20 protein-coding genes are annotated in these 18,359 nt (G+C 68.6%); 16 read left to right on the forward strand and 4 right to left on the reverse strand.

The window, feature by feature from the left end:
- Nucleotides 1–17: 17 nt before the first annotated feature.
- Together ypfJ and AB4Z46_RS22280 are read left to right on the forward strand one after the other, a co-directional pair.
- Nucleotides 18–905, forward strand: coding sequence for a KPN_02809 family neutral zinc metallopeptidase (gene ypfJ, locus AB4Z46_RS22275; RefSeq protein ID WP_442285721.1), 888 nt, complete (start codon nucleotides 18–20; stop codon nucleotides 903–905).
- An 86-nt stretch (nucleotides 906–991) separates the two neighbouring features.
- On the forward strand, nucleotides 992–2,458 hold the full coding sequence (locus AB4Z46_RS22280; protein WP_442285722.1) for a DEAD/DEAH box helicase: 1,467 nt from the start codon (nucleotides 992–994) through the stop codon (nucleotides 2,456–2,458).
- Nucleotides 2,459–2,467: 9 nt separating this feature from the next.
- Here AB4Z46_RS22280 and AB4Z46_RS22285 read toward each other — a convergent pair whose 3' ends face one another.
- Nucleotides 2,468–3,310: a symmetrical bis(5'-nucleosyl)-tetraphosphatase gene (locus AB4Z46_RS22285; RefSeq protein ID WP_442285723.1), complete on the reverse strand. Its 843-nt coding sequence runs from the start codon at nucleotides 3,308–3,310 to the stop codon at nucleotides 2,468–2,470.
- A 23-nt stretch (nucleotides 3,311–3,333) separates the two neighbouring features.
- Between AB4Z46_RS22285 and AB4Z46_RS22290 the strand changes: the two genes are divergently transcribed.
- The 3 genes from AB4Z46_RS22290 to AB4Z46_RS22300 all read left to right on the forward strand — a co-directional run bounded on the left by AB4Z46_RS22290 (nucleotide 3,334) and on the right by AB4Z46_RS22300 (nucleotide 7,303).
- A complete protein-coding gene (locus AB4Z46_RS22290) occupies nucleotides 3,334–4,647 on the forward strand; it encodes a hemolysin family protein (protein WP_442285724.1) in 1,314 nt (437 codons plus the stop codon).
- Between the two features lie 100 nt (nucleotides 4,648–4,747).
- Nucleotides 4,748–6,127, forward strand: coding sequence for a type II toxin-antitoxin system HipA family toxin YjjJ (gene yjjJ / locus AB4Z46_RS22295; protein WP_442285725.1), 1,380 nt, complete (start codon nucleotides 4,748–4,750; stop codon nucleotides 6,125–6,127).
- Between the two features lie 42 nt (nucleotides 6,128–6,169).
- Complete coding sequence (locus tag AB4Z46_RS22300) at nucleotides 6,170–7,303, forward strand: zinc-binding dehydrogenase (protein WP_442285726.1); 1,134 nt, start codon at nucleotides 6,170–6,172, stop codon at nucleotides 7,301–7,303.
- Between the two features lie 57 nt (nucleotides 7,304–7,360).
- Here AB4Z46_RS22300 and AB4Z46_RS22305 read toward each other — a convergent pair whose 3' ends face one another.
- The 3 genes from AB4Z46_RS22305 to flgA all read right to left on the reverse strand — a co-directional run bounded on the left by AB4Z46_RS22305 (nucleotide 7,361) and on the right by flgA (nucleotide 9,155).
- Nucleotides 7,361–7,813, reverse strand: a complete 453-nt coding sequence (locus AB4Z46_RS22305; RefSeq protein WP_442285727.1) for a flagella synthesis protein FlgN — start codon at nucleotides 7,811–7,813, stop codon at nucleotides 7,361–7,363.
- Nucleotides 7,810–8,088 (reverse strand): flagellar biosynthesis anti-sigma factor FlgM, encoded by a 279-nt coding sequence (gene flgM / locus AB4Z46_RS22310; RefSeq protein ID WP_442285728.1) that lies wholly within the window; start codon nucleotides 8,086–8,088, stop codon nucleotides 7,810–7,812. Before flgM ends, AB4Z46_RS22305 begins: the two co-directional genes overlap by 4 nt.
- 362 nt (nucleotides 8,089–8,450) lie before the next feature.
- Nucleotides 8,451–9,155: a flagellar basal body P-ring formation chaperone FlgA gene (gene flgA / locus AB4Z46_RS22315; protein ID WP_442285729.1), complete on the reverse strand. Its 705-nt coding sequence runs from the start codon at nucleotides 9,153–9,155 to the stop codon at nucleotides 8,451–8,453.
- 211 nt (nucleotides 9,156–9,366) lie between these two features.
- Between flgA and flgB the strand changes: the two genes are divergently transcribed.
- From flgB to AB4Z46_RS22370, 11 genes are all read left to right on the forward strand, one after another.
- Nucleotides 9,367–9,774 carry a flagellar basal body rod protein FlgB gene (gene flgB / locus AB4Z46_RS22320; protein ID WP_442285730.1) on the forward strand — a complete coding sequence of 136 codons (408 nt, stop codon included), beginning with the start codon at nucleotides 9,367–9,369 and terminating at the stop codon, nucleotides 9,772–9,774.
- A gap of 38 nt (nucleotides 9,775–9,812) precedes the next feature.
- On the forward strand, nucleotides 9,813–10,208 hold the full coding sequence (flgC, locus tag AB4Z46_RS22325; RefSeq protein ID WP_442285740.1) for a flagellar basal body rod protein FlgC: 396 nt from the start codon (nucleotides 9,813–9,815) through the stop codon (nucleotides 10,206–10,208).
- 21 nt (nucleotides 10,209–10,229) lie between these two features.
- Nucleotides 10,230–10,916 (forward strand): flagellar hook assembly protein FlgD, encoded by a 687-nt coding sequence (locus AB4Z46_RS22330; protein ID WP_442285731.1) that lies wholly within the window; start codon nucleotides 10,230–10,232, stop codon nucleotides 10,914–10,916.
- A 79-nt stretch (nucleotides 10,917–10,995) separates the two neighbouring features.
- A complete protein-coding gene (gene flgE / locus AB4Z46_RS22335; RefSeq protein WP_442285732.1) occupies nucleotides 10,996–12,204 on the forward strand; it encodes a flagellar hook protein FlgE in 1,209 nt (402 codons plus the stop codon).
- 46 nt (nucleotides 12,205–12,250) lie between these two features.
- On the forward strand, nucleotides 12,251–12,994 hold the full coding sequence (gene flgF, locus AB4Z46_RS22340; protein ID WP_442285733.1) for a flagellar basal-body rod protein FlgF: 744 nt from the start codon (nucleotides 12,251–12,253) through the stop codon (nucleotides 12,992–12,994).
- Nucleotides 12,995–13,023: 29 nt separating this feature from the next.
- Nucleotides 13,024–13,806, forward strand: coding sequence for a flagellar basal-body rod protein FlgG (gene flgG / locus AB4Z46_RS22345; protein WP_442285734.1), 783 nt, complete (start codon nucleotides 13,024–13,026; stop codon nucleotides 13,804–13,806).
- Nucleotides 13,807–13,808: 2 nt separating this feature from the next.
- Nucleotides 13,809–14,486: a flagellar basal body L-ring protein FlgH gene (locus AB4Z46_RS22350; RefSeq protein ID WP_442285735.1), complete on the forward strand. Its 678-nt coding sequence runs from the start codon at nucleotides 13,809–13,811 to the stop codon at nucleotides 14,484–14,486.
- Nucleotides 14,487–14,566: 80 nt separating this feature from the next.
- Nucleotides 14,567–15,685 carry a flagellar basal body P-ring protein FlgI gene (locus AB4Z46_RS22355; protein WP_442285741.1) on the forward strand — a complete coding sequence of 373 codons (1,119 nt, stop codon included), beginning with the start codon at nucleotides 14,567–14,569 and terminating at the stop codon, nucleotides 15,683–15,685.
- A gap of 8 nt (nucleotides 15,686–15,693) precedes the next feature.
- Nucleotides 15,694–16,686 carry a flagellar assembly peptidoglycan hydrolase FlgJ gene (flgJ, locus tag AB4Z46_RS22360; protein ID WP_442285736.1) on the forward strand — a complete coding sequence of 331 codons (993 nt, stop codon included), beginning with the start codon at nucleotides 15,694–15,696 and terminating at the stop codon, nucleotides 16,684–16,686.
- Nucleotides 16,687–16,751: 65 nt separating this feature from the next.
- Nucleotides 16,752–17,276, forward strand: a complete 525-nt coding sequence (locus AB4Z46_RS22365; RefSeq protein ID WP_442285737.1) for a chemotaxis protein CheW — start codon at nucleotides 16,752–16,754, stop codon at nucleotides 17,274–17,276.
- A gap of 55 nt (nucleotides 17,277–17,331) precedes the next feature.
- On the forward strand, nucleotides 17,332–18,359 hold a 1,028-nt coding region (locus tag AB4Z46_RS22370), incomplete at its 3' end, for an MCP four helix bundle domain-containing protein (RefSeq protein ID WP_442285738.1).

An 18,359-nucleotide genomic window follows, 5' to 3' on the forward strand; every position in this document is an offset into this window, starting at 1 on the left:
GCCGCAAGGAGCGCGTCATGAGATGGGAAGGCAACGAACAATCCGACAACGTCGAAGACCGCCGTGAAGGCGGTGGCGGAGGCGGAGGCGGGGGCGGGTTCGGCATCGGCGGGCGCGGGATCGGCATCGGCACCATCGCGGTGGCCCTGATCGCCGGCTGGGTCTTCGGCATCAACCCGCTGACCGTGCTGGGTCTGCTGAGCGGCGGCGAACCGTCGCCGCAGGTGCAGCAGCAGGGGCCGGCCCACAAGCCGCCGCCCGAGGATCGCGAGGCCGCCTTCGTCTCGACCGTGCTGAAGAACACCGAGGTGGTCTGGAGCGACCTCTTCCGCCAGAACGGCGGCAGCTACGCGCCCGCGCGGCTGGTGCTGTTCCGCGGCGCCACGCCGACCGCGTGCGGGACCGGGCAGTCGGCCATGGGGCCCTTCTACTGTCCCGGCGACCAGAAGGTCTACATCGACCTGGGCTTTTTCGACACCCTCAAGACCCAGCTCGGTGCGCCGGGCGTGTTCGCGCAGGCCTACGTCATCGCCCACGAAATCGGCCACCACGTGCAGGACGAGCTCGGCATCACCGGCAAGGTCGACCAGATGCGGGGTCGCCTGAGCCAGGCCCAGAACAATGCGCTGAGCGTGCGCGTCGAACTGCAGGCCGATTGCCTGGCCGGCGTCTGGGCCCACCACTCGCAGCAGTCCAAGCAGTGGCTGGACCCCGGAGACATCGAAGCGGCCATGAATGCCGCCCAGAAGATCGGCGACGATGCCCTGCAGCGCTCCGCCGGCCGCGCCGTGGTGCCCGACAGCTTCACCCACGGCACCAGCGCCCAGCGCCAGCGCTGGTTCGGTGCCGGTTTCAAGTCCGGCAACATGCAGGATTGCGACACTTTCGCCAGCAAATCTCTCTAGTTCGGGCCGCGTTTTCGGGAGACAAAAGCGGCGGTTACGGTGCTGTCACCGTCGTTTTTCGCCAAAGTGCGACAATCGAGGGCTTCATGACAAGCTCCTTCTCCAATCTTTCCCTGGCCGAACCCCTCGCGCGCGCCGTCGCCGAAATGGGCTACGAGACAATGACGCCGATCCAGGAACAGGCCATTCCGGTGGTTCTGTCGGGCCAGGACGTGATGGGTGCGGCACAGACCGGCACCGGCAAGACGGCGGCCTTCTCGCTGCCGCTGCTGCAGCGGATGCTCAAGCATGAGAACACCTCCACGTCGCCCGCGCGCCATCCGGTGCGCGCGCTGGTGCTGCTGCCCACGCGCGAACTGGCCGACCAGGTCGCCCAGCAGGTCAAGCTCTACGCCAAGTACACGAACCTGCGCAGTGCGGTGGTGTTCGGCGGCATCGACATGAAGCCCCAGACCCTCGAGCTCAAGAAGGGCGTCGAGGTGCTGGTCGCCACCCCCGGCCGGCTGCTCGACCACATCGAGGCCAAGAACGCGGTGCTCAACCAGGTCGAGTACGTGGTGCTCGACGAGGCCGACCGGATGCTCGACATCGGCTTCCTGCCCGACCTGCAGCGCATCCTGTCCTACCTGCCCAAGCAGCGCACCACGCTGCTGTTCTCGGCCACGTTCTCGCCCGAGATCAAGCGCCTGGCCGGCAGCTACCTGCAGAACCCGGTCACGATCGAAGTGGCGCGGCCGAACGAAACGGCCTCCACCGTCGAGCAGCATTTCTACAGCGTCAGCGATGACGACAAGCGCCGCGCGCTCAAGCAGATCGTGCGTCAGCGCGGCATCACGCAGGCTTTCGTCTTCGTCAACAGCAAGCTGGGCTGCGCCCGGCTGGCGCGCTCGCTCGAGCGCGAAGGCCTCAAGACCACGGCGCTGCACGGCGACAAGAGCCAGGACGAGCGCCTGAAGGCCCTGGCGGCCTTCAAGGCCGGCGAAGTCGACCTGCTGGTGGCGACCGACGTCGCCGCCCGCGGTCTGGACATCAAGGACGTGCCGGCGGTGTTCAACTTCGACATCCCGTTCAATGCCGAGGACTACGTGCACCGCATCGGCCGCACCGGCCGGGCCGGTGCTTCGGGCCTGGCGGTGAGCTTCGCCAGCGGCGGCAACGACGTGCGCCTGGTGGCCGACATCGAGAAGCTGATCAAGAAGAAGATCGAGCTCGAGCCGGTCGAGTTCGAGGAAGACCGTCCGCGCGGCCGCATCAACGACGGGCGCCGCCATTGGCGCGAAGAGGGCGAGGCCGGCGACGCGCGCGACGTGCTCGACACCCTGGAGCGCCCGCGCGAGCGTGCCGAATCCCGTCCGGTGCGCAGCACCCGTCCGCACCGCGCACCTGCCGGGCCGCGCGACCCCTTCTTCGAGCAGCCCTACGAGACGCCCGAGCGCGAGGCCGAGCCGGCCTGGGAGGCTGCCGCCAAGGCCGCCCCCGCACGCGGCATCTCGGCCAACATCAAGACCAAGCGCAAGGTGGCGGCGCTCTTCAAGGCAACCGAAACCAGCTGATCCGCGGGATCAGCCCGGTTGCCGGGCTGGCGGGCAGCGGATTTGGATCAGTTCCCGCTCTTGCAGCGTCGCCCCGATCCGGACCGCGCTGAGGCAGCGGCCCCAGACGCAACCGGTATCGGTCGCCAGGAGGTCGGGCCGTGACAGCCAGCCGAGCGTCGACCAGTGGCCGCAGGCCACCGTGGCCGATGCCGTCCTGCGGCCGGGCACGTCGAACCACGGCATGAAGCCCTCGGGCGCGGCCGCCAAGCCGTCCTTGCTGTCGAACTCCATCTCGCCCTCGGCCGTGCAGAAGCGCAGCCGGGTGAGTGCGTTGACGATCACGCGCAGGCGTGCGTCGCCCGAGAGGGCCTCGCTCCATTGCACGGGCTCGTTGCCATACATGGTGTGCAGGAAGTCGGCCGGCGACGGACCGCGCAGCACCGATTCGAGCTCGGCCGCACAGGCCAGCGTGTCCTCGACGCTCCATTGCGGCAGCACGCCCGCATGCACCATCAGCAGATCGCCGCCGCCCACGCGCTGGTGCAGCGCCATCGGCTGCTGGCGCAGCCAGTCGAGCAGCGCCGCGCGGTCGGGGGCATCGAGCACGCCGGCCAGGGTGTCCTTGCGGCCGGCCTTTCGCGCACCGTGGGCGACCCCGAGCAGGTGCAGGTCGTGGTTGCCCAGCACGCTCTGCGCCGCGGCGCCGTAGCCCTGCACGCGCCGCAGCACCTCGAGCGAGGAAGGCCCGCGGTTGACCAGGTCGCCCAGCAGCACCAAGGCGTCGCGGCTGGGGGAAAAAGCGATGTCGTCGAGCAGACGCCGCAGGGGTTCGTCGCAGCCCTGCACGTCACCGATCAAGTAAAGTGCCATGGTCCCCATTCTCTCCCGCCTCCATGGATGTTTTTCTCCTGGCGTTGCTGACCACGCTCAACGCGCTGTTCGCAATGTCCGAAATGGCCCTGTCCACCAGCCGCCGCGCGCGCCTCGCGGCGCTGGCCGAGACCGGGGACGCAGGCGCCGCTGCGGCGCTCAAACTGATGGAGGATCCGACGCAGTTCCTGTCCAGCGTGCAGATCGGCATCACGTCGATCGGCATGCTCAGCGGCATCGTGGGCGAGGCGGCCTTCGCCGAGCCGCTCGCCGAGTGGATGCGCGAGATGGGCATGGGCACCGGCACCGCGAGCGTCGCGTCGACCGCGGTGGTGGTGAGCTGCATCACCTTCTTCACGATCATCTTCGGCGAGCTGGTGCCCAAGCGCATCGGCCAGCTCTACCCCGAGCCGGTGGCGCGTTTCGTGGCCCGGCCGATGCGCGGCCTCGCCACCGCGGCCAAGCCCTTCGTGCTGCTGCTGTCGAGCGCCACCGCCACCATCCTGAAGCTGCTGCGCATCGACTCGAATGCGGCGCGGGTGGTGACCGAGGAAGAGATTTCCGCCAGCCTGGAAGAGGGCGTCGACGCCGGCGTGATCGAGATGCACGAGCACCAGATGGTGCGCAACGTGTTCCACCTGGACGACCGGCGCCTGTCGTCGCTGATGGTGCCGCGGGCCGACATCGAGTGGCTCGAGGCCTCGTCCACCGTGGCCCAGAGCCTGCAGAAGGTCTCGGCGGCCGGCGCGCTCAACCTGGTGCATTCCTGGTACCCGGTGTGCCGCAACTCGCTCGACGACGTGGTGGGCGTGATCAGCGTGGCCCACCTGCTGCGCCTGGGTCCGGCGCACGAGGGCCCGGTCGAGCAGGCGGCCCAGCCGGCCGTGTTCGTGCCCGAGACGCTGACCGGCATGGAACTGCTCGAGCAGTTTCGCTCGCGCGCGGGGCGGCTGGTCTTCGTGGTCGACGAGTACGGCGTGGTGCAGGGCCTGATGACGCCGCGCGACCTGCTGGAGGCGATCACCGGCGAGCTGCAGGTGGCGACGCATGCCGAAGCCTGGGCTCGCGAGCGTCCCGACGGGGTCTGGGAGCTCGATGGCCTGATGCCGGTCTCGGAACTGCGCGCGCGGCTGGGCATCCGCGAGCTGCCGGACGAGGATCGAGGGCGCTACAACACCGTGGCGGGGCTGCTGATGTTCGTTTCGGGCCAGCTGCCGGAGGTCGGCGAGCGGATCGACTGCGCGGGCTGGTGCTTCGAGGTGGCGGCGCTGGAAGGCAAGCGGATCGACCGGGTGCTGGCGTTCCCGGATGCGGGGGCGGCCGACCTGGCGCCTTGAGCTTCGAATTGCTCGAGAATCTTCTCGGGCAATCGGGCCACGGGACTTGATTCTCCTGTGGGAAAATGAGAAGAATCTTCTCGGCAATCTTCTCATACGTATGGAATCCCGCCATCGCGCCGTTCCCGATCAATTGGCCGCCGCCCTGGCGCGACGTCCGAAGGCCAGTGCGGCCGAACTGGCCATCGAGGTGGGCGTCAGCGTTCCGACCTTGCACCGCCTGTTGCAGGCGCTCGGCGACCGTGTCGTGAGCGGCGGCAAGGCGCGCCGCGCGCGCTATGCCTTGCGGCGTCCGCTGCGCGGCGACCCGTCCGACCTGCCCTTGTACGAAATCGATGGCGACGGCCAGGCCACTCTCGCCACGCGCCTGGCGCCCTTGGCGCCGCAGGGCGCGATGATGTCGCTCGAAGGCGTCGGCTGGCCCGTGGCCGACGAAGCGCGGGACGGCTGGTGGGACGGGCTTCCCTATCCGCTGTACGACATGCGGCCGCAGGGCTACATGGGGCGCCAGTTCGCGCGCCTGGAGCATCAGCGGCTGGAGGTGTCGGCGGACCCGGGCGAATGGTCGGACGATGACATCCTCTTCGTCCTGAGCCGCAGCGGCTCGGACGTGAGCGGCAACCTCATCCTGGGCGATCTGGCCTGCGAACGCTGGCTGCAGGCCAAGGCATCGGAGCCCGAGCCGATCCCGGGTGCCCAGGTCGGCGCCGCCTACGCGCGACTGGCCGAACAAGCCATCGCCCACGGCGTGCCGGGATCGAGCGCTGCGGGTGAGTTTCCGAAGTTCTCTGCGCTGCGAGCCCTGGCTGGACAGGGCACGCCCCATGTGCTGGTGAAGTTCTCCGGTGCCGACGGCTCGCCCGCGGTGCGGCGCTGGGCCGACCTGCTGGTGGCCGAACATCTGGCGCTGGAATGCGCCGCGACGATCCCTGGTGTCGAGAGCGCGCGCAGCCGCGTGGTCGCCCAGGCGGGGCGTACCTTTCTCGAGGTGGAGCGCTTCGATCGCCTGGGCATGTTCGGCCGCAGCCGCCTCGTGAGCCTCGACACGGTCAATGCCGCACTGATCGGGGAGAGCGTGATCGACTGGACCCGGCTGGCGGGCCGGCTGGCCGGCCTCGGTTTGCTCTCGGCGCAGGATGAACTGTGCGTCCAGCACCTCTGGTGGTTCGGAAAGCTGATCGCCAACAGCGACATGCACCTGGGCAATCTCAGTTTCCGGCCGCAGGGCGTTCTGGCACTGGCGCCGGTCTACGACATGCTGCCGATGCTCTATGCGCCGCTGGCGGGCGGGGAGTTGCCGGCCAGGGAGTTCCAGCCACCGCTTCCCTTGCCCGCCCAGCGGGCGTCTTGGAGCGCCGCTTGCGAGGCGGCGCTGGTGTTCTGGACCCGTGCGTCCGCCGACAGGCGCATCAGCGAAGCCTTCCGCAAGGTCTGCGCGAACAACGCACTGCTGCTGCGGCAGCGCGCCGAGCGAGCCTGAACCGCCGCTCCTATACTGGCCCGCCCAGCCCGGAGACGCCCCATGACCCTGCCCGCCACCACCCTCCAGCTTCGCTCGCTCGTCAGTCGCAACGGCGAACTGACGCTGTCCCTCAGCGAGGACGCGATCCCTCAACCCGCCGCCCACGAAGTGATCGTGCGGGTCGAGGCCGCGCCCATGAATCCGTCGGACCTCGGCCTGCTGTTCGGCGCCGCGGACCTGCGCACGGCCAAGGCGTCGGGCACGGCGTCGAGGCCGGTGGTCACCGCCGGCGTTCCGGAGGCCGCGATGAAGAGCATGGCCGGACGCCTGGACCAGTCGATGCAGGTCGGCAACGAGGGCGCCGGCGTGGTCGTGGCCGCCGGTGCCTCGCCGGAGGCCCAGGCGCTGCTCGGCAAGACCGTGGCGGTGCTCGGCGGCGCGATGTACACGCAGTACCGCTGCATCGCCGCCGCCCAGTGCATGCCGCTGGCCGAGGGCACCACCCCGGCCGAGGGTGCGTCGGCCTTCGTCAACCCGCTCACCGCGCTCGGCATGGTCGAGACCATGCGGCGCGAGGGCCACAAGGCGCTGGTGCACACGGCGGCGGCCTCCAACCTCGGCCAGATGCTGAACCGGATCTGCCTGCAGGACGGCATCGCCCTGGTGAACATCGTGCGCAAGAAGGAGCAGGAGGACATCCTGCGCGCGCTCGGTGCCAAGTACGTGTGCAATGCCGCCTCGCCGAACTTCATGCAGGAGCTCACCGATGCGCTGGTCGCCACCGGCGCCACCCTGGCCTTCGACGCCATCGGCGGCGGCAAGCTGGCGGGCCAGATCCTGACCTGCATGGAAGCGGCGCTGAACAAGACCGCGGTCGAGTACAGCCGCTATGGCTCCACCACCCACAAGCAGGTCTACATCTACGGCGGCCTGGATCGCGGGCCGACCGAGTTCACGCGCGGCTTCGGCATGGCGTGGGGCATGGGAGGCTGGCTGCTGTTCCCGTTCCTGCAGAAGATCGGCGCGGACGGGGCGGCAAAGCTGAAGGCGCGGGTCGCTGCGGAACTCAAGACCACGTTCGCGAGCCGCTACACGCGGGAGGTCTCGCTGGTCGAGGCGCTGGGGCTGGATCAGATCGCGGTCTATTCCCGCCATGCGACCGGCGAGAAGTACCTCCTCAACCCGAACAAGTGATGTGTGCCCTCGGCCCGGCGCCAGGCTGAGCCGGCGCACGCGAGGCGCCGGCGGGCTTCAGCCCAGGGCGAGGCGGTTGCCGCTGCCGCTCGTCTTGCGAGCACCGTCCGGGCCATAGAACAGCTGGACGCTCGATTGCAGGAAGTGCAGGGCGCGCTGCGTGAAATCGAGGTGCGAGTGCACCATCGAGCCATTGCGCAGATTGCGTGCCTTGGCCTCTTCGGCCAGCGCCAGCAGGGCGACCCAGGCCTGGCGCGTGGGCTCGCCGGCCGCCGCCGCGGCGGCATCGGCGCCATCCGGGCCGGGTTCGAACCCCAGCGCCACCTGGGCGGTCTCGCGCTGGCGGTCCAGCGTGGCCATGCGGTCCAGCAGCGCGACTTTCTGTTCGGTGATCGTGGGCAGTTCGCCGAAGCGGGCGTCCGCCATGGCTTGCTCTTCCTGGTCGAGGATGCCCAGGAATTCCTCGACGCAGGTTTTTTCCGCGTGCAGGTAGAGCAGCATGGTGTTCATGGCTTCAGGCCCGGATCGAGCAGGTCGCGCACGCTGGCCAGCAGCCCGCTGGCGATCCGCTCGGGGTGGACCTCGTAGCGGCCGGCGCGGATGTCCTCGCGGATCGCCGCGACGCGGGCAGCGTCGAAGTCGCTGCCACCGGGCGCGCTGGGCATGGCGTGAACCTGTCCCGTGGCCGGCGCTGCGGCGCCGGCTACACCGCTCGTGGAGGCGGCAGCCGCCTTGGTCGGGCGGTTGAAAGGCGTGGCCGATGGGCCGGGGGGATCGATTTTCAAGATGATTCCTCAAAGGGCTGACCCGTATATCGGCGGACGCAGCAAGAACTTTAGGCTGAAGTTTGCACAAATTTCGATCGGCGGCCCAGGTGGAAAACCAGGCGAGCCCAGGCCGGCGCCGGGCCGCCCCAAGGCGGCCTGCGGCCCCCTCGGGGGGCAGCGACCCACACGCAGTGGGGGAGCGTGGGGGCCCAGGCCGGCGCCGGGCCGCCCCAAGGCGGCCTGCGGCCCCCTCGGGGGCAGCGAACCACACGCAGTGGGGGAGCGTGGGGGCCCAGGCCGGCGTCGGGCCGCCCCAAGGCGGCCTGCGGCCCCCTCGGGGGGCAGCGACCCACACGCAGTGGGGGAGCGTGGGGGCCCATCTACTGGGCCAAGCGGATCTGCCCGTCCTCGGCCGCCACGCCGGTGAGCAGGCGGCCGTCGCGGGTCTTGGCCTGCACGGTCGCGCCGACCTCGGCCCGGGTCATGGCCTTGCCTTCGGTGCTGACCGTGAAGCCCTGGCCCTGGGCCACCAGCTGCACCGTCTGGCCCTGCTGGATCACGACCACGCCGCGCATCAGCTCCTTGCGCAGCGGTGCGCCGGCGGCAATGCGGTTCGCGGCCACCACGCCTTGCAGCGCCGAGGCGTCGGTGATCACCGAGCGCGGGAGGTCGCCGAGATCGCCGCTGCGCTCGACCACGTCACCGGCGCCCAGGGCCTCGCCGGCCTCGATCGCGCGCGCGGCGACGAAGTAGCGGCCCTCGACGGCGACCTGGGCCGGCACGAACCGGATCCAGGCCTTGTCGCCGCGGCAGCGCAGGCCGATCGAGATCCGGCCCCGGGGCGTCGTGCCGTTGGGCAGGAAGGCCTCGAAGTCGTCGCAGGCCGGCAGCGTGCCGGCCACCTTCACGCTGAACGTGACCTTGCCGGGCAGTCCGGCGGTCTGCTGCTGCAGCAGGTGATCGATCGCGGACCGCGCGCCCTCTGGCAGCGGGGCCGCTGCCGCCGCGGACGCAGCGCCCGCAAGCGCAGCCAGGCCGGGCAGCACGAAGCATGAAAGGCGTTTCCAGGATGGGCGTTGGGGCATGGGCGGTCTCGCGGACGCGCAGGTGCATGAAGAAGGGGGAAGCACACCGGCGCCAGGTGATTCTAGGAATCGATCGTTCGAGGCGATGGCGCGAAGTACCGGCGAAATGCCCCTTTGTTCAGCCCATTGCAAACGCGATGCGTGCATAGACTCGCTTTCCATCAGTCGCCATGCCGTCTTGTGCGGACGCGATGCCAACCGATGGAACCACATGATCGACAAGCTCGATGCGGCACTCAGCTTCAACCGCGAAGCCCTCAATCTGCGGGCCCAGCGCCAGGAGGTGCTGGCCGCCAATATCGCCCACGCCGACACGCCGAACTACAAGGCGCGCGATTTCGATTTCGCGAGCCGGCTGACGCAGGCCGTGGAGCAGGGGCGGCAGTCGCAGTCCTTCGCGCTCGCCACCACCTCGTCGCGCCACATGGCCGGCGAGGCGAAGGCGATGCCCGACCAGGACCTGCTCTACCGCGTGCCGAGCCAGTCGAGCATCGACGGCAACACGGTCGAGATGGATGCCGAGCGCATCAACTTCGCCGACAACGCGCTGCGCTACGAGTCGAACCTGACGGTGATCGGCTCCAAGATCAAGACGCTGCTGGCCGCGGTGCAGCAGTAGGAAGACGAAAGAACGCCATGCCGCTTCCCAGCACTTCCATGAACATCTTCAACGTGGCGGGTTCCGCCATGGCCGCGCAATCGCAGCGCATGAACGTGACCGCGAGCAACCTCGCCAATGCCGAGAGCGTGGCCGGCCCCGACGGCCAGCCCTACCGCGCCAAGCAGGTGGTGTTCGAGGTCGCGGCCTCGGGCCGGCAGGACATCGGCGGCGTCAAGGTTGCCGGCGTGATCGAAGACTCCGCGCCCGCCAAGCTGGTCTTCGACCCCAGGAGCCCGCATGCCAATGCCGACGGCTACGTCGCGATGCCGAACGTCAACGTGGTCGAGGAGATGACCAACATGATCTCGGCCTCGCGCAGCTACCAGGCCAATGTCGAGGTGCTCAACACCGCCAAGACGCTGATGGTCAAGACGCTGACCATCGGCCAGTAAACAACATCCCAGAAAGCTCCCATGGCCATCTCCGATACCTCTTCCATTTCCGGCGCCAACGCAGCCGGCGCCGCGCCCGGCGGCACCGCCGCCGCCAACGCCGACAGCGAGCAGCGCTTCCTGAAGCTGCTGGTGACGCAGCTCAACAACCAGGACCCGCTCAATCCGATGGAGAACGCCGAGCTGACCTCGCAGCTGGCGCAGATGAGCACGGTGAGCGGCATCGAGAAGCTCAACAGCACGCTGTCGGGCCTGGTGAGCCAGACCGGCTCCAACCAGGTGCTGCAGGCCGCCTCGCTGATTGGCTACAACGTGCTGTCTCCCGGCAACACCCTCGTCACCAAGACGCCCGAGGAGGGCAAGGACCCGGCGGTGCAGGCCTTCGCGGTGCAGCTGCCGGGCTCGGCCGGCGACGTCCAGATCAAGATCGTCGACGCCACCGGCAAGACCGTGCGCACGATCGAGGCCGGCTCGATGACCGAAGGCGTCAACGCCGTCACCTGGGACGGCAAGGACGATGCCGGCAACGTGGTGCCGGCGGGCAGCTACAGGTTCGCCGTGGGTGCCAGCAACGGCGGCACCGCCGTCCAGGCCACGGCGCTGACCTTCGCGCAGGTGGCGGCGGTCAAGCAGGGTGCCAATGGCGTCACGCTCGAACTGGCATCGGGCCAGAGCATCGGGTTGTCCGACGTGCGGATGTTCCTCTGAGGACCGTCGCGCGCTTTCATCCGCCGGCGGCTTTCCGGCCGCGGGCCTTCTCTTCAATGCTTCGAACCAAGGAATCATCATGAGCTTTTCCCAAGGCGTCAGCGGGCTCGGCGTGGCCGCCGCGAACCTCGATGTGATCGGCAACAACATCGCCAACTCGGGGACCATCGGCTTCAAGTCGGCGGCCGCGACCTTCCAGGACATCTATGCCGGCTCGCGCATCGGGCTCGGCGCCTCGGTGTCGGGCATCGTGCAGAACTTCACGCAGGGCGTGACGCAGAGCAGCAGCCGTCCGCTGGACGTCGCGATTCTCAGCGGCGACGGCTTCTTCCGCATGGCCAGCACCAGCGGCGAAATCATGTACACGCGCAACGGCCAGTTCACCAAGGACAAGGACGGCTACATCGTCAATGCCAATGGCTTGCGCCTGACCGGCTACGGCGTCAACGCCAGCGGCGGCATCAACGGCGGCACGCCGTCGGCGATCCAGATCCCGACCCAGGCCATGATGCCGAACGCGACCACCGGCGTCGATGCCGAGTTCAATCTCGACTCGCGCGGCACGGTGCCGACCAAGACGCCGTTCGACCCGACCGATTCGGCCACCTTCAACTACTCCAACGCCGTCGGGCCGGTCTACGACTCGCTGGGCAATCCGCATGACCTGTCGGTCTACTTCGTGAAGACCGCGGCCGGCTGGGACGTCCACGGCACCTACGACGGTGCGGCGATCGCCGCTGGCCCGCTGACCGGCCTGACTTTCGGCCCCAACGGCAATCTCACGGCGCCGGCGGGCGGAACGATCGTCCTCCCGGCGAAGAACTTCGGAAACGGATCGTCTCCGGTCAACATCACGATCGACCTCACCGGCACGACGCAGGTCGGCGCCGCCAACGGCATCAGCAAGCTGAGCCAGGACGGCTACGCCTCGGGCGTGCTGACCTCGTTCTCGATCAACCCGGACGGCACCATCACCGGCAAGTACTCCAACGAGCAGTCCAAGCTGATGGGCCAGGTCGTGCTGTCGTCCTTCGCGAACCCGAACGGGCTCGAGCCGAAGGGCGACAACATGTACGCCGAGACACAGGCCTCGGGCGCGGCCCTCACCAGTACCCCGGGCGAAGGCACCAAGCAGGGCTCGCTGGCCGCAGGCGCGCTCGAAGCATCCAACGTCGACCTGACTTCCGAACTGGTCAACCTGATCGTCGCGCAGCGCAACTACCAGGCCAATGCGCAGACCGTGAAGACGCAGGACCAGGTCATGCAGACGCTGATGAACATCCGCTGACGCGCGGTCCTGAACAGACGCAGTCCCTCACTACCAGGAGCACACAGTGGATCGAATGTTGTATGTCGCCATGAGCGGCGCCAAGCAGGCCATGGAGCAGCAGGCCTCGGTCGCCAACAACATGGCGAACGTCTCGACCCCGGGTTTCCGGGCGCAGATCAACAACTTCCGCGCCGTGCCCGTGGTGGGCGAGGAAGCGCCGACGCGCGCCTTCGTCGCCGCGACCACGCCGGGCGCCGACTTCACGCACGGCCCGCTGACCGAAACCGGCCGCGACCTCGACGTCGCGGTGCGCGGCGAAGGTTGGCTGGTGGTGCAGACGCCGGGCGGCGGCGAGGCCTACACCCGCGTCGGCAACCTGCAGGTCGGCGCCGACGGCCAGGTGATGACCATGGGCGCGCGGCCGGTGGTGGGTGACGGCGGTCCGCTCGTGATCCCGCCCGGCTCGACCGTCACGATCGCCGCCGACGGCTCGATCGCGGCGCGCGGCGCCGGCGATCCGGCGGTGGGCGTGGCCCAGGTCGGACGCCTGAAGCTGGTCAACCCGCAAGTCACCGACCTGGTGCGCGGCGACGACGGCCTGTTCCGCATGCGCGAAGGGCTGCCGCCGGCCGAGGCCGATGCCAACGTCGTGGTCGCCGCCGGCATGGTCGAGGGCAGCAACGTCAATTCGGTCGAAGCCATGGTGGCCATGATCGCCAACAGTCGCAGCTTCGAGATGCAGATGAAGTCGATCCAGAGCGCCGACACCAACGCGCAGTCGGCCAACAAGCTGCTGGCCTACGGCTGAGCCGCAACACCCCCCGCAGGAGTAATTCAATGATTCGTTCCCTCTACGTGGCCAAGACCGGCCTCGAAGCCCAGCAGACGCAACTCGACGTGGTGTCGAACAACCTGGCCAACGTCGGGACCACCGGCTTCAAGCGCAGCCGCGCGGTGTTCGAGGACCTGATGTACCAGAACCTGCGCCAGGTCGGCGGCCAGACCTCCGACCAGACGCGCCTGCCCTCGGGCCTGCAGGTCGGCACCGGCGTGCACGTGGTCGCCACCGAGCGCATCCACGCGCAGGGCAACATGACCAAGACCGACAACCCGAAGGACGTGGCGATCAACGGCGCCGGCTTCTTCCAGGTGCTGATGCCGGACGGCACCACCTCCTACTCGCGCGACGGTTCCTTCCAGACCGACCGCGACGGCCAGCTCGTGACCGCCAGCGGCTTCACGATCCAGCCGGCGATCACGATCCCGCAGAACGCGACCAGCCTGACGGTCGGCCGCGACGGCATCGTCTCGATCACCCAGGCCGGCAGCACCGCCACGGTGCAGGTCGGCCAGCTGCAACTGGCCACCTTCCTGAACCCGGCCGGGCTGCAGAGCATGGGCGAGAACCTCTACAACGAGACCGATTCGTCGGGCGCGCCCAACCTCGTGAATCCGGGCCTCGACGGTGCCGGCATCCTGAGCCAGGGCTATGTCGAGGCCTCGAACGTCAACGTGGTCGAGGAACTGGTCAACATGATCTCCACGCAGCGCGCCTACGAGATCAACAGCAAGGCGATCCAGGCCTCCGACCAGATGCTGCAAAGGCTCGCGCAGTTGTGATCATGCGCACGCGCCCTCTTCTGGCGGCGGCGGGCATCGTGCTGGTCACGGGCTGCGCGCAGATCCCGCGCGATCCGCTGGTGCACCAGCCGATGACGGCGCGGGCCGACACGCCGCTGGTCTCGCCGGCGCGCGGCGCGACCGGGTCGATCTTCCAGGACGCAAGCCGCGGCGTCGCGCTGTTCGAGGACCGCAGGCCGCGCAATGTCGGCGACATCCTGACCATCGTGATCAGCGAAAAGGTCAACGCCAGCAAGAACTCCGGTGCCAACGCGAGTCGCGACGGCAGCGCCTCGGCCGCCTTCGATGCGATTCCCAAGGTGCTCGGCGGGCTGCTGCGGGACCAGGACGCCAAGCTCTCGGGCAAGAACGCCCTGATCGCCAAGGGCGGCGCCAACGCGGCCAACACCTTCAACGGCGTGATCACGGTCACGGTGGTGGACGTGCTCGGCAACGGCAACCTGCTGGTCAGCGGCGAGAAGCAGATGGGCATCAACCAGGGCACCGAGTTCATCCGCTTCTCGGGCGTGGTCAACCCGCGCACCGTGACCGGCAACAACACCGTGCTGTCGACCCAGGTGGCCGACGCGCGCATCGAATACACGGCCAAGGGCTACATCGACGAGGCCCAGCACATGGGCTGGATGCAGCGAATCTTCTTGAACGTGATGCCCTTCTGACCATGACACATTCACAGCCTTGTCCACCTCGTGTGGCCACCCTTTCCCTGGCCGGCGGGCCGGCCCCGCGGCGCTCCCGGATTCCGGCCTTCGCCAAGGCGGCAGCCGGCATCGGCCTCGCGCTGCTGTTCGCGCTGTGCCTGCCTCCGCCCGCGCGGGCCGAACGCCTGAAGGAGCTCGCGAGCATCCAGGGCGTGCGCGACAACGCGCTGATCGGCTACGGCCTGATGGTGGGCCTCGACGGCACCGGCGACCAGACCATGCAGACGCCGTTCACGACCCAGAGCCTGAACAACATGCTGCAGCAGCTCGGCATCACGATCCCGCAGGGCGTGAACATGCAGCTCAAGAACGTCGCCGCAGTGATGGTCACGGCCACGCTGCCGTCGTTCGCGCGGCCGGGGCAGACCATCGACGTCACCGTGTCCTCGATGGGCAACGCCAAGAGCCTGCGCGGCGGCACGCTGCTGATGACCCCGCTCAAGGGCGTGGACGGCGCGGTGTACGCGATCGCGCAGGGCAACATGGTGGTCGGCGGCGCCGGCGCTTCGGCCAACGGCAGCAAGGTGCAGATCAACCAGCTCAGTTCGGGACGCATTCCCGCCGGCGGGACCGTCGAGCGCGTGGTCGATGCCGCGGTCGGCGGCGACGGCGGCCTCACGCTCGAGCTGATGCGTTCCGACTTCGGCACCGTGCAGCGCGCGGTCGAGGCGATCGACCGCCAGTTTGGCAGCGGGACGGCCGAGGCGGTCGATGCCCGCGTGATTCGCGTGCGGGCGCCTGCCTCCGCGCAGGAGCGGGTCGGATTCCTGGCCCGCCTCGAGGGCCTGGAAGTCACGCCGACGCAGGCGGTGGCCCGGGTCGTGATCAACGCGCGCACCGGCTCCGTGGTGATGAACCAGGCGGTGCGGGTGAACGACTGCGCGGTCGCGCACGGCAGCCTGTCGGTGGTCATCAACACCGATCCGCTGGTGAGCCAGCCGGGTCCGTTCTCGAACGGCCGCACGGTCGTCTCGCAGACCTCGGAGATCTCGATCAACCAGCCGGGCGGCGCGCTGCAGATGGTGCGTGGCGGCGCTTCGCTGGCCGACGTGATCAAGGGGCTCAACACCCTGGGTGCGAATCCGCAGGATCTGGTGTCGATCCTGCAAGCCATGAAGACGGCCGGCGCCCTGCGCGCCGAGCTCGAGATCATTTGAGGTCGGACATGGCGATCACTGCAGCCAATTCATGGTCGGGCAGCGACGCGGCCAGCCGCGCCGGCGCGCTGGACCAGCGCTTCGCGCTCGATGTCCAGGGTGTCGATGCGCTGCGGCGCACCGTGCGCACCTCGCCCGAAGAGGGCCTCAAGCAGGTCTCGCGGCAATTCGAAGCCATGTTCATGAACATGGTGCTCAAGAGCATGCGCGAGGCGACGCCGTCGAGCGGCCTGCTCGATGGGCAGAACGAGAAGATCTACACCTCGATGCTGGACCAGCAGCTGTCGCAGAACCTCTCGGGCCGCGGCCTGGGCCTGGCCGAGGCGATGCTGGCGCAGCTGCAGCGGGCGGCCTCCGCCGGTGCGAGCGACGGCGAGCCGAACCCGGCCGGCCTGCCGCTGGCCCCGCGCGGCGGCTTGCCGCTGTCGCCGCAGTCAGGCATCCCGCTCGGCTCCTCGCCTTCGGCGCCGACCGGACGCGTCGACCTGAGCGCCTACCAGGTCAACAACGACCGCTCGGGCAGCGCGGCGGGGGCGGTCGCATCGCTGCAGGGCCACGTCGACAGCTTCGTCAACCGCATGGGCGCCTCGGCGCAGGCCGCGAGCGCCGCCAGCGGCGTGCCGGCGCCGCTGATCCTGGCGCAGGCCGCGCTCGAATCCGGCTGGGGCAAGCGCGAGATCCGCGCCGACGACGGCACGCAGAGCTTCAACCTGTTCGGCATCAAGGCCGACCGCGGCTGGCAGGGGCCGGTGGTCGAGACCACCACCACCGAGTACGTCGACGGCGAGCCGCAGCGCATCCGCGCGAAGTTCAGGGCCTACGGCTCCTACGAGGAGGCCTTCACCGACTACGCGCGCTTCATGACCCGCAACCCGCGCTACGCCAACGTGCTGGCGACCAACGACCCGACCGAAGCCGCGCATGGCCTGCAGCGCGCGGGCTATGCGACCGATCCGCAGTACGGCCAGAAACTGGTTCGCATCATGCAGAAGTTCGGCTGAGCACCGGCGCGAGCACAGCGTTCCTCGTTCGAACAACCCTTCACAGCCCACCCAAAAGGAATCCCATGGCAGAGATCACGAGCCTTCAAACACATGCGGGCGGCGCTGCCTCCGCGGCCCTCGCGAATGCGAACGCGAACCGGCTGGAGGTGGTCACCTTCACGCTGGGCGAGGAAGAGTACGGCATCGACATCCAGAAGGTGCAGGAGCTGCGCGGCTACGACGCGGTGACGCGGATCGCGAACGCGCCGGAGTACATCAAGGGGGTGGTGAACCTGCGCGGGATCATCGTTCCGATCATCGACATGCGGATCAAGTTCGCGCTGGGGACACCGAGCTACGACCAGTTCACGGTGGTGATCGTGCTGAACATCGGAGGGCGTGTGGTGGGGATGGTGGTGGACAGCGTGTCGGACGTGATCACGCTGTCGCCGGAGCAGATCAAGCCGGCGCCGGCGATGGGTTCGGTGCTGGACACGGACTACCTGATCGGCCTGGGGACGCTGGACGAGCGGATGCTGATCCTGGTGGACATCGACCGGCTCATGTCCAGCGACGACATGGGCCTGATCGAGAAGCTGGCCGCCTGAGGCCGGCAGCAGCCACAACCATCAGAGACAACCAACGATTCGATTGGAGCATGGAATGAAAGAATGGAAGATCGGCACCCGCCTGGGGGCCGGGTTCGCCCTGATCCTGGCCTTGGTGGCCGCCATCGCATGCATCGGCGTGCTTCGCCTGCAGGCCGTGGGCGATGCCACCAACGACATGGCAAAGCGCTCGCTGGCGAAGGAGCGGCTGGCCGCCAGCTGGCTGCTCGGCACCAGCACCAACAGCGTGCGCACCTATGCGCTCCTGCAGTCCAGCGACCCCGAGGTCCAGGACTATCTGCAGAAGGGCATGGCCAAGACCAGCAGCACGATCTCCGAGACGCAGAAGAAGCTCGAGGAACTGCTGAGCTCGCCGGAGGAAATGGCGCTGTCGGCAGACATCAAGAAGAAGCGCGCCGACTATGTCGAGCTGCGGAACATGCTCCTGAAGCTCAAGGCCGACGGCAAGCAGGAAGAGGCGATGCGCATCGCCAGGGACAAGCTGGTGCCCACGCTCGACAGCTACGACGCCAGCATCCGCAGCATCCTGGCGCACGAAGCGGAGCAGATCGACAAGTCGGCGGCCGAAATCGATGCGGTCTACCGTGCGGGCCGCATCAACCTGATGGTGCTTGCGGCGTTCGCATTGGCGCTGGGTTCCGTGCTGGCGTGGCTGTTGACGCGCAGCATCGTGCAGCCGATCGACGAGGCGCTGCTGATCGCCGACACCGTCGCCGCCGGCGACCTGAGCAAGGAATTCGAGACCGATCGCGGTGGCGATTTCGGCCGGCTGCTGCGCGGCATGGGCGAGATGGAAGACACCCTGACCGACCTGGTGGGGCGCATCAAGACATCGACCGACTCGATCGTGGTCGCCTCCCAGGAGATCGCGGCGGGCAATCACGACCTGTCGTCGCGCACCGAGGAGCAGGCCAGCTCGCTGGAGCAGACCGCGGCCTCGATGGAAGAACTCACCAGCACGGTCAAGCAGAACGCCGACAACGCGCGCCAGGCCAACCAGCTCGCGGCCTCGGCCTCCGAAGTGGCGGTGCGGGGCGGCAGCGTGGTGAGCCAGGTGGTGGA

It is taken from the genome of Variovorax sp. M-6 (assembly GCF_052114385.1).
In the GTDB taxonomy this organism is placed as follows: domain Bacteria; phylum Pseudomonadota; class Gammaproteobacteria; order Burkholderiales; family Burkholderiaceae_C; genus Variovorax.